The organism is Kitasatospora sp. NPDC059803 (assembly GCF_042732255.1).
GTDB lineage: Bacteria > Actinomycetota > Actinomycetes > Streptomycetales > Streptomycetaceae > Kitasatospora.
Window position 1 is genome coordinate 20480 of record NZ_JBHWIJ010000074.1, and the last position, 9542, is coordinate 30021.

The 9542-nt window shown below is 72.1% G+C and carries 10 protein-coding genes; 8 read left to right on the plus strand and 2 right to left on the minus strand.

Going from position 1 to position 9542, the window contains the following annotated elements; genetic code table 11:
• Positions 1-141: 141 nt before the first annotated feature.
• A complete protein-coding gene (locus tag ACFV6I_RS14885) occupies positions 142-1074 on the minus strand; it encodes a phosphatidylinositol-specific phospholipase C (RefSeq protein WP_380340943.1) in 933 nt (310 codons plus the stop codon).
• 206 nt (positions 1075-1280) lie between these two features.
• On the opposite strand from ACFV6I_RS14885, the gene ACFV6I_RS14890 reads away from it, so the two are divergent.
• The 6 genes from ACFV6I_RS14890 (at position 1281) to ACFV6I_RS14915 (ending at position 6410) form a co-directional block, all read left to right on the plus strand.
• Complete coding sequence (locus ACFV6I_RS14890) at positions 1281-1514, plus strand: hypothetical protein (protein WP_063347501.1); 234 nt, start codon at positions 1281-1283, stop codon at positions 1512-1514.
• A gap of 121 nt (positions 1515-1635) precedes the next feature.
• A complete protein-coding gene (locus ACFV6I_RS14895) occupies positions 1636-2709 on the plus strand; it encodes a methyltransferase (protein WP_380425496.1) in 1074 nt (357 codons plus the stop codon).
• A 107-nt stretch (positions 2710-2816) separates the two neighbouring features.
• A complete protein-coding gene (locus ACFV6I_RS14900) occupies positions 2817-3518 on the plus strand; it encodes a hypothetical protein (RefSeq protein ID WP_380379271.1) in 702 nt (233 codons plus the stop codon).
• Between the two features lie 59 nt (positions 3519-3577).
• Positions 3578-4156 (plus strand): NADAR family protein, encoded by a 579-nt coding sequence (locus ACFV6I_RS14905; protein WP_380425498.1) that lies wholly within the window; start codon positions 3578-3580, stop codon positions 4154-4156.
• Entirely contained in the window at positions 4153-5262 is a 1110-nt protein-coding gene (locus tag ACFV6I_RS14910; RefSeq protein ID WP_380425500.1) for a hypothetical protein, read from the plus strand. Before ACFV6I_RS14905 ends, ACFV6I_RS14910 begins: the two co-directional genes overlap by 4 nt.
• Before the next feature lie 68 nt (positions 5263-5330).
• Entirely contained in the window at positions 5331-6410 is a 1080-nt protein-coding gene (locus tag ACFV6I_RS14915; protein ID WP_159398423.1) for a hypothetical protein, read from the plus strand.
• 88 nt (positions 6411-6498) lie between these two features.
• Here the strand turns inward: ACFV6I_RS14915 and ACFV6I_RS14920 are convergent, their stop codons facing one another.
• Positions 6499-7881: a glycine--tRNA ligase gene (locus ACFV6I_RS14920; RefSeq protein ID WP_063347506.1), complete on the minus strand. Its 1383-nt coding sequence runs from the start codon at positions 7879-7881 to the stop codon at positions 6499-6501.
• A 191-nt stretch (positions 7882-8072) separates the two neighbouring features.
• On the opposite strand from ACFV6I_RS14920, the gene ACFV6I_RS14925 reads away from it, so the two are divergent.
• Positions 8073-9065 carry a metal ABC transporter substrate-binding protein gene (locus ACFV6I_RS14925; RefSeq protein WP_380425502.1) on the plus strand — a complete coding sequence of 331 codons (993 nt, stop codon included), beginning with the start codon at positions 8073-8075 and terminating at the stop codon, positions 9063-9065.
• Between the two features lie 15 nt (positions 9066-9080).
• Positions 9081-9542 (plus strand): ATP-binding cassette domain-containing protein (locus tag ACFV6I_RS14930; RefSeq protein ID WP_380425504.1); only part of this gene is annotated, 462 nt, incomplete at its 3' end.

Below are 9542 nucleotides of genomic sequence, written 5' to 3' on the forward strand. Positions count from 1 at the left end.
ACCCACCCCCGCCCCCCCCCCCCCCCCCCCCCGCCCCGCGCCCCCCCCCCCCGCCCCCCCACCCCACCCCCCCCCGCGGGGCCCGCCGGCACGTCGCGGAGCGTGAGCAACGGCGAGTCGGCGGGCCGGTCTTGGGACCGGTCAGCGGCCGATGAAGTTCTTGTCGATGAGCAGTTGCAGGACGTCGGTGTGGAAGTCGGGGAAGTCCATCGGGACGATGCCGAAGTGGGCGGGCTGCTGGCGGCGGGCGTTCAGGTAGTCGCGGACGGGAGGCACGATGGCGGCCGCGTTGACCTTGGGCCAGCCGCCGTTGGCGTAGCTGGTGAAGTTCACGTACATCCGCGGGGAGCCCTGGTCGAGGAAGGCGCGGTCGAACCAGTCGGTGACGGCCTTGGACTTGGCGGCGAGGCTGATGCCCTGGAAGGTGTCCTGGGTGGCGAACCAGGTGTTGGTGGCGCTCGACCACTGGATGACGGACCAGGGGTTGGCGAAGTCGGCGGCGAGGACGACGCGGCCGCGGGCCTGGCCGAGGGTGGGCCACCAGGGGTTCGTCCAGAACAGGCCCCGGTAGCCGAGGCCGTCCAGGTAGTGGTTGATCCGGCGCTGGAACTCGGTGTCGTCGAGCCGGTTCCCGCCCGCGTACTCGTTCCTGACGCGCATGACGAGGCCCTCGCCCGGGTTGGCGGCGAGGAAGGCGCGGCACTGGTCGAGGACGTCCTGGAGGCGGACGTACTGGTAGTTGTCGCTGTGGTAGATGCCGAGTTCGTCGGCCGTCCCCGCGAGCCCGTTGCAGCGGATGTCGAGGAAGCGGATGCCGCGCTGGAGCTGCTCGGGCAGGCCCCAGTTCTGGGTGTGGGACCACTCGGTGCCGTGCAGCGGGTCGGTGCAGCAGGAGTCGTGGGTGCCGGGGATCGTCAGGGCGGTCAGCGGCGTGGCGTCGTCCAGGGCGCTCATCCAGGCGGACGGGCTGACGGCTGCGGCTGCCGCTGCATCCGGGCTGAACGCGGCGGCGGCCAGGAGGGCGCCACCGGCACCGGCTCCCCAGCGCAGGACGTCACGACGGGTGGGGCTCATGCGGGCTCCTCACATCGACCTCTGGGAGGGGGAATTGTCATGCCCCCTCCCGGATCTGCTCGATGGGACGGGCCCCGAAACCCGTGACACGCGGCACAGGAAGTCGGCCTGGTCGACTTTTCGTGCGGCGGGTCGGGTGGAATTGACCCTTCCGTGGAGATGGTTCGTCATGGGACGATCCAGGCCCGGGGGAAAGGTGAGACCTCATGACCTTCGTCATCGCGTTCCTGGTCGCACTCGTGGCCACCATCATCGGCACGACCGTCTTCCTGAGTCGCCGAGAGCGCGCCCGCAGCGGCCACTCGGACGACACCGAAGGGCTGCTGATCGAACACCAGCGAACCGCGCACGCCGCCCAACTGCGCGGGACCTACTCCAGCCTGGCCGTCCACCACGGCACCGGGCTGATCACCGACGACCTGCACAAGCACTACTCCTAGGGGCTCCCTTGGCGAACCCCTCCTTCCTCCTCGTACTCTGCATTGTCACCGTGCTGGTCAACTCCGCACTCAGCAAGGCGATCCAGCACAGACGCACACACCCGCCCCAGGAAGGAGAACCATGACCCCGGACACCGCAGCAGCCCGCCGTACGCTCGCCGACCGGCTTGAGGCGGGCGGCGCCCTGAGCAGCCCGGCGCTGCGGGCGGCCGTGGAGGCCGTTCCCCGGGAGCCGTTCCTGCGCCCCGGGGTGTTCGTGTCCACCGGCAGGCGCCGCTGGCGGCCGGTGACGGAGCTCGGCGCCGATCCGACAGAGTGGGTCGAACTCGCTTACAGCAACCGGTCGTTGGTCACCCAGCTCAACGGCCATCTGACCGCCGACCAGGCCTCCGCGCCCGTCCGGGGCTTCCCCACCGCCTCCACCACCGCCCCGGCCGCCACCGTCCGCATGATCGACGCCCTGGGCGCCGAAGACGGGCACACCGTGTTGGAGATCGGCACCGGCACGGGCTACTCGACGGCCCTGCTCCGCCACCTCCTCGGCGAGCGCAACGTCGGCACCGTCGAGGCCGACCCGAAAGTCACGTACGACCGGGTGATCGCCACCCACGCGGTGCGCCGCATCCCCTACGCCTGGGTGCAGCGGACCAAGCCCGGCGGCACGATCCTGGCCACGGTCGGCACCTGGCCCGAGGGCGCCGGCCTGGCCAGGGTCACCGTCGCCGCCGACGGCACCGCCGACGGCCGGTTCATCGACCGTTCCACCCTCCCTCCCGTCCGCCCCGAGCCCCTGGCGGCCCGGGCCGGGGGCCTCGCGGCCCGGGCGGAGGCGGCCGCACCGAGGCGGCTGGCGCACGTCTCCCCCACCCTCCTCAACGAACCGACGCCGGCCATCCTCGCCCAACTCGCCTTTCCCAGCGCCAAGTTCACCGTATCGATCGGGGAGGACCTGGAGTCGATCCACTACCTGGCCACCCCCGGATCCGCCGCCGAGGTCGCCGACGACACCTACGGCTGGACGGTCCACCAGAGCGGCCCGGTCCCGCTCTGGGACGAGGTCGAGCGCATCCTCACCGCCTGGCAGGAGGCCGGACGCCCCGACCTCACCGCCGTCCGCCTGCGGATCACCGACCGGGCGACCCACTACTGGATCGACGGCCACCCCGCCCTCCGCTGGGAGCACGCCGCCATCTGACAGATCGACAGAACACCTCCGGGAATGGGGTGATCTCGGGACGGCGAGGCCGACCGATGGAATGCTGTGGCCCAGTCCGACCATCGCAACCACCCGGGGAGTCACCCATGCCGCTGTTCGGCAGCCGCAAGAACCTTCCGAGGCCGCTGTGCGACGAGCACGGCCCGTGCCAGGCGCTGGCGAAGATCTCGGTCTTCGAGGTCCGGGACCGACTGCGGCTCCTGATCACCAGGAGCCGCGGCCTGGGGCCCGATCCGATGGCGCGGCAGATCGACGACGAGCTGTCGGTCGTCCTCTGCGTGGACGCCGGCAAGCGGGCCGGCAAGACCGAGGCCCTGTCGATAGCCGAACACGCCGCCGACCAGTGGAGCATCAGCCGGGCCGAGCTGTGGGAGCGGGCCTTCGCGAACCTGGCCACCGAGCAGCTCAACCGGCAGGTCTTCGACGCGTCCAACGGCGACACCATCCACACCGTCAACGGCATGGGAGCCTGGCCCGGAGCCGCCCACGCGCTGCGCCTGGAGAACGCCCTGGGAGGCGGCATCGAGCTGCCCAACGGCGCCCTGGTCGCCCTGCCGACGAACAACACACTCTGCGCGGTGCCGATCCGCACCAGCCTGTCGCTGAACGCCATCCGCTTCCTGATCGACCTGTCGAAGGAGCTCGCGGCCGGCGACCCGGCCCCGCTGACCCCGTCGCTCTTCTGGTACCGGGAAGGCTGGATCGAGAACCTCAACGTCGGCTCGGACGGCATGATGCGGGTGTCGCCCCGCTTCCGGGACATGGCGAACGCACTGCCCGCCAACTGACCCGACCGGCCACCGAAAACCCGCTGGCCCGACGGCCCCCTTTGCGTCAGAATGACGATATGAGCGAGATGCGCGTGGGGCGCCCTGCCGACGTCCGTAGCCGGGCGGAGCTGGCGGCACTGACGGCCGCCGGGGTGCGGCCGAAGTGGCTGATGTTCTGGGGGCACACCGAGCGGAAGGGCGGGGGGACGCGGCGGGAGTGCCTGAGCCAGTGGTGGCCCGGGCAGTTCACCGTCGACGGGGTGGCGTACGCGTCCGCCGAGCACTGGATGATGGCGGGCAAGGCCCGGATGTTCGGGGACGAGGCCATCGAGCAGCGGGTGCTGGCGGCCCACACGCCGGCCGAGGCGAAGAAGCTGGGGCGACTGGTCAGGGGTTTCGACGACGCGGCCTGGACGGCCGGCCGGTTCGAGCTGGTCGTCGAGGGGAACGTCGCGAAGTTCGGGCAGGACGAGGCGCTGCGCGCCTACCTGCTGGGCACCGGCGACCGCGTCCTGGTCGAGGCCAGCCCGGTGGACCGGATCTGGGGCATCGGGCTCGCTGCCGACGACATCCGCGCGGAACGGCCCGACGAGTGGCGGGGGTTGAACCTGCTCGGCTTCGCCCTGATGGAGGCGCGGGCACGGCTCGCCGCATGAGGGCGGTCGGCCCGGTGCTGGACGGCACGGTGGTGGTGTCGGCCGCCGCCGCGCTGGCCCTGGCGCCCAGGGCGTGGCGGCGGCGCGAGGTCCGGCCGGGGCGCGGGGGGCGCTTCGGCCCGGAGGTGGCACTGGCGCTGGTCGTGGCACTCGTCTATCTGAACCAGGTGCTGTTCGCCGTGTACGTGCAGCGGGTGCGGGGCGGGAGTACGGCGTTCGTCGCCCGCTACCTGCCGCCCGGGTGGTTCGACGTGCCGCGCGGCAACCCGGCGATCGACTGGCTGGCGGCGCACTTCCCCGCGCCCGAGCTGCTCGCGCCCACCGTGCTCCGCGTCCAGGCGTTCCTCGAACTCCCGCTGGTGCTCCTGGCGTTCGCCGCCGTGCTGCGACGCCTGGACCACGGCCTCTACGTCCGGGCGATGCGCTCGCCGCTGACCGGGCTCGCCGCCGTCTCCTATACGGTGGCGTTCTGCGCGGTGGAGTGGGACCTGCGGAATCCGTACACGGTGGACGACATCGTGCTGCGGACGGTGTCCGCGCTCGTCACACCACCGCTGCTCGTCTGGCTGGCCTCCCGCGAACGGGCCCGGCCACCCCGCGGCCCGGTGCTGTTCACGCTCGACCTGTGGGCGTTCGGCACGCTGATGCTGACGCTGTACGACACCGCGCTGCTGTACAACCTGGCCCGACTCGGCGACCATCTCGCCGGCGCGCTGGCCGCGTTGGCGGTCCTGGCCGCCACCCGGTTCGTGCCGTGGAGCGGTGGTCCGGCCGGCCCGCACACCACCGCGTTGACCGGCACGCTCGGGCGGGCCCTCGTCCTGTTCTTCGTCCCCGCACTGGCCGTCCGCTACGGCGTCTCCTTCGGAACCCCCGAACTGGCGGCCGTCGCGGGGCTCGTGGTGCTCCTGCCGGCGGTGCGGACGGTCCGTCTGATCCCCACCGCCCTGGTCGGGGCGGCCGTCGGCTGCGCCGTCGCCGTGGTCGCACCCGGCTCGTACTACGAGGCGACCCTGCTGCGGAGCGCGACCGGCGCACTTCTTGCCACGACCGCCGTCTGCGCGCTCCTTGACACCAGTCGCGCACGACTGGACGTGCTCCCTTAACTCCCCCGCCATATAGCGACGCCAGGATGTCCCGCAGTCAGGGGAGAGATGGACGGGGTGGGGCGATCATGCGCATGCGGCCGACGGCACAATCCGCGGGCCAGGACCCGGAGGGCGAGCAGCAGGCGTACGAACTCCGGGCGGAACTGGACGAGTTACTCCGCGCGAGCCGCTACGCGAGCCAGCGGGAGCGGCGGTTGAACGAGGCGATCCGGGCGGCGCCGGGCCGCCAGCGGCCGGACGGGGACCTGCTGCGGCAGTTGGCGCAGGCGCGCACGCTGCGCGAGGGCCTGGGCGCCCGCTGCCTCCAACTGAGCGATCGGCTGGAGGCGTTGGAGAACCGGCTGAGGAGCCGACCGCCGGAGCCGCAACCGGCCCAGGCCCCGCCGCCCCAGGCCCGGCCCGCCCGCCCCGACATCGGCGCCCTCGCCGAGCGGGTGGCGGCCCTGCACCGTGCCGGCGCCTTCGCCGAGGCGACGGAGCTGCTGTCCCGGGCGGCCACCGGCCTCGATCCGGCGGACGCCGCGCTGCTGGTCGGCATGCTCTCCCGGCGCGGTCCGACGGGCGCGTCCCTGCACCTGGCCAGGAGCGCCGCGCAGTGCGCCCCCGAGCAGGCGGTGGCGATGCTGGCGGAGTTGCGCGAGCTGGGGCTGGCGGAGGAGGCGGCCGAGCTGTTCCACGCGTTCTGGGGCTATCCGGCGTCGGCACTGCCCGCCCTGCTGGCCGCGCTGGAGCGGGCCGGGCAGGGCGCGGACGGCGCGACGCTGCTGTGGGAGTGGGGTTCGGCGCCGACGCCGGAGTTGACGGCGCTGGCGACCGGCCTCCGCCGTACGGGCCGGCACGCCGACGTGCGGACGCTGCTGCGCCAGGCGGCCGGCCGGCCGACGGCGGAGCTGGCCGCGCTGGCGACGGAGCTGCCGGCCGAGCTCGCGACCGTCCTGCTGTACGAGCTGGCGGCGCTGCGCCCGCCGGTGGAGCTGGTCAAGCTGGCGGCCGCGCTGGACACCAGCCCGGAGCTGTACGGGCGGCTGCTCGCCGCGCTGCTCGCCGACGGCGCCCGGCACCGGACGACGCTGGCCGCCCTGCGCAGCGCCGGCCTGCCGACCGAACCGGCCGCGGCCCCCCGTTCCCGCTGGGGCAGACGGTAGGACCGCAGACGGGGAAACAGAACGCAGGAGCCCCCGCCCGCCCCGGACGGACCGGGGCGAACGAGGGCTCCAGAAGAGCTGAGCGGGCTCAGCAGCCGATCAGCCGCGCACCCAGGTACGCCTTGACCTGGTCGAGCGAGACGCGCTCCTGCGACATGGTGTCGCGGTCGCGGACGGTCACCGCGTTGTCCTCAAGGGTGTCGAAGTCGACGGTGACGCAGAACGGCGTGCCGATCTCGTCCTGGCGGCGGTAGCGCTTGCCGATGGCGCCGGCGTCGTCGAACTCGACGTTCCACGCGGTGCGCAGGTCGGCGGCGAGGCCGCGGGCCTTCGGGGAGAGGTCGGCGTTGCGCGACAGCGGCAGGACGGCGACCTTGACCGGGGCCAGGCGCGGGTCGAGCCGCATGCCGACGCGCTTCTCCATGACGCCCTTGGCGTTGGGCGCCTCGTCCTCGAAGTAGGCGTCGATCAGGAAGGCCAGCATGGCGCGGTTGAGGCCGGCCGCCGGCTCGATGACGTACGGGAAGTACCGCTCGCCGCTCTCCTGGTCGAAGTACTTGAGGTCCTGGCCGGACGCCTCGCTGTGCACCCGCAGGTCGTAGTCGGTGCGGTTGGCGACGCCCTCCAGCTCGGAGTACTCGCTGCCGCCGAAGTTGAAGCGGTACTCGATGTCCACCGTGCGCTTGGCGTAGTGGGAGAGCTTCTCCTTCGGGTGCTCGAAGAAGCGCATGTTCTCGGTGCGCAGGCCGAGGTCGACGTACCAGTCCCAGCGCTGCTGGAGCCAGTACTCGTGCCACTGCTCGTCCTCGCCCGGCTTGACGAAGAACTCCATCTCCATCTGCTCGAACTCGCGGGTGCGGAAGATGAAGTTGCCGGGGGTGATCTCGTTGCGGAAGCTCTTGCCGGTCTGGGCGATGCCGAACGGCGGCTTCTTGCGCGACGTGGTCTGGACGGCCTTGAAGTTGGTGAAGATGCCCTGGGCGGTCTCGGGCCGCAGGAAGGCCAGGCCGCTGGCCTCCTCGGTGACGCCGAGGTGGGTCTTCAGCATGCCCGAGAAGTCCTTGGGCTCGGTGAACTGGCCCTTGGTGCCGCAGTCGGGGCAGTTGACGTCCTTGAGGCCGTTCGGCGGCGGGAAGCCGTGCTTGGCCTCGTACTTCTCCTCCAGGTGGTCGGCCCGGTGGCGCTTGTGGCAGGAGAGGCACTCGGTCAGCGGGTCGTTGAAGGTGGCGACGTGGCCGGAGGCCTCCCACACCTCGCGCGCGAGGATCACCGACGAGTCGAGTCCCACGACGTCCTCACGGGCCTGGACCATCGCGCGCCACCACTGGCGCTTGATGTTCTCCTTGAGTTCGACGCCCAGCGGCCCGTAGTCCCAGGCGGCACGCGTGCCGCCGTAGATCTCGCTGCAGGGGTAGACGAAGCCACGGCGCTTGCTCAGGCTGACGATCGTGTCGATCTTGTCGGCGGCCACAGTGCTCTCTTCAGTACGTACGGCACGGTCAGGGCACGGCTGGTTGCGCGTACCCGAATACCTCAGGTTACCGGCCATACGGGTACGGGGTTCAAATCGGTATCGTCCGGCCCGTCCCAGTCACGGCCACCTGCCGTTCACCCGTCCGAGTGAGTTGACAATCATTTCCAGATAAGATGAGAATGATTGTCATGATGATCGGACGACGTACCCGCAGCTCCATAGCCATCGCCGCCACCGCCCTCACCGCCTCCCTCGTCCTGACCGCCTGCGGTGGCAGCAGCAGCGCCCAGAGCGCCGACGGCAAGCTGAAGGTCGTCGCCTCCTTCTACCCGATGGAGTACCTGGCCCAGCAGATCGGCAAGGACCACGTCGCGGTCACCGACCTCACCGCGGCCGGCGTCGAGCCGCACGACCTGGAGCTCACCGCCAAGCAGGTCGCCACCGTCCAGAAGTCCGACGCGATCATCTACCTCAAGGGCCTGCAGCCCACCGTCGACCAGGCCGTCGGCCAGTCCTCGGCCAAGTACAAGATCGACGCCACCGCCGCCAGCCCGCTGGTCGACCACCACCTCGACGAGGGCGCCGAGGCCGACGGCCACCAGCACGACGGCCCGGCCGGCGACCCGCACATCTGGCTCGACCCGACCCGCTACGCGGCGATCGCCAAGAGCGTCGGCGACGGGTTCGCCAAGGCCGACCCGGCCCACGCCGACGACTACCGCAAGAACACCGACGACCTGGTCGGCCGGCTGACCACGCTGGACCAGGAGTTCCGGGACGGCCTGAAGGACGCCAAGTCCAGGACCTTCGTCACCAGCCACGCCGCCTTCGGCTACCTCGCCGACCACTACGGCCTCACCCAGGTCGCCATCAACGGCGTCGACCCCGAGTCCGAGCCCACCCCGGCCCGCCTCGCCGACGTGCAGAAGGCCGCCAAGGACAACGGCGTCACCACGATCTTCTTCGAGACCCTGGTCAGCCCCAAGCTCGCCGACACCGTCGCCAAGGACCTCGGCCTCAAGACCGCCGTGCTGGACCCGCTGGAGGGCGTCAAGGACCCGGGCAAGGAGGACTACCTCTCGGTCATGAAGCAGAACCTGGCCAACCTCCAGACCGCCCTCGGCGCCACCCCCGCCGCGACCGGCACCACTCCCACCGCGACCGGCACCCCCACCAGCTGACGGGACGACAGCACCATGACCCACCCGATACCCCCGGCCGTCCGCCTCCGCGACGCCGTCGCCTCCCGCGGCGGTCGGCCGGTGCTGCGCGGCGTCGACCTCACCGTCCAGCCCGGCGAGGTGGTCGCCCTGCTCGGCGCCAACGGCTCCGGCAAGTCCACCACCGTCAAGGCCGTCATCGGCTCCGTCCCGCTGGGGCAGGGCACGCTGGAGCTGTTCGGCGTCCCGTACGCCGGCTTCCGCGCCTGGCACCGGATCGGGTACGTCCCGCAGCGCACCACCGCCGCCTCCGGCGTGCCGGCCACCGTGCGCGAAGTGGTCTCCACCGGGCGGCTGCCGCAGCACCGGCTGCTGCCGTTGGGGCCCCGGGGGCCCCCGGGCGGGGGCGGGGCCGCCGCCCCCCGCCGGGGGGCGGGGAGGGGCGGGGGGCGCGCGGCCCCCCCCGGCGGCGGGGCGGGTGACCGAGCCGTCGGCGAG

Coding starts and splice junctions, on each gene's coding strand:
- ACFV6I_RS14885 (WP_380340943.1), bottom strand. CDS start 1,074: ATGAGCCCCACCCGTCGTGACGTCCTGCGCTGGGGAGCCGGTGCCGGT.
- ACFV6I_RS14890 (WP_063347501.1), top strand. CDS start 1,281: ATGACCTTCGTCATCGCGTTCCTGGTCGCACTCGTGGCCACCATCATC.
- ACFV6I_RS14895 (WP_380425496.1), top strand. CDS start 1,636: ATGACCCCGGACACCGCAGCAGCCCGCCGTACGCTCGCCGACCGGCTT.
- ACFV6I_RS14900 (WP_380379271.1), top strand. CDS start 2,817: ATGCCGCTGTTCGGCAGCCGCAAGAACCTTCCGAGGCCGCTGTGCGAC.
- ACFV6I_RS14905 (WP_380425498.1), top strand. CDS start 3,578: ATGAGCGAGATGCGCGTGGGGCGCCCTGCCGACGTCCGTAGCCGGGCG.
- ACFV6I_RS14910 (WP_380425500.1), top strand. CDS start 4,153: ATGAGGGCGGTCGGCCCGGTGCTGGACGGCACGGTGGTGGTGTCGGCC.
- ACFV6I_RS14915 (WP_159398423.1), top strand. CDS start 5,331: ATGCGCATGCGGCCGACGGCACAATCCGCGGGCCAGGACCCGGAGGGC.
- ACFV6I_RS14925 (WP_380425502.1), top strand. CDS start 8,073: ATGATGATCGGACGACGTACCCGCAGCTCCATAGCCATCGCCGCCACC.